Below are 237 nucleotides of genomic sequence, written 5' to 3'. Positions count from 1 at the left end.
CGTAACGACTCATGTCAAGATGCTCGCGAAAGTGTTGTGCTTGCCTCAGCTATTTGTGCTCGCGTGGATGAGTCTTCCAGTGCCCGGGTTTTGGCTGCTGCGAGGGCGATCAGCTTGGTCTGAATGGTGGTGATGCCCCGGGTGAGGTCGGCCGGGTTGGTGGCCTCCATCAGTGCCGCGAGTTCAGCGGCTTTGGCTTGGGTGAGGATTCCGGAGTCGATGACGCGTTGGTACGGG

1 protein-coding gene is annotated in these 237 nt (G+C 59.9%); it reads right to left on the bottom strand.

The genetic code is table 11. The features are described from left to right. Positions 1-14 precede the first annotated feature (14 nt). Positions 15-237 (bottom strand): hypothetical protein (locus NQJ30_RS18945; RefSeq protein WP_255771855.1); only part of this gene is annotated, 223 nt, incomplete at its 5' end.

This window comes from Pseudarthrobacter sulfonivorans (genome assembly GCF_024391045.1).
Classification (GTDB): domain Bacteria; phylum Actinomycetota; class Actinomycetes; order Actinomycetales; family Micrococcaceae; genus Arthrobacter; species Arthrobacter sulfonivorans_B.
The sequence above is the reverse complement of the archived record's forward strand: the minus strand, read 5'-3'. Positions and strand labels throughout refer to the sequence as shown.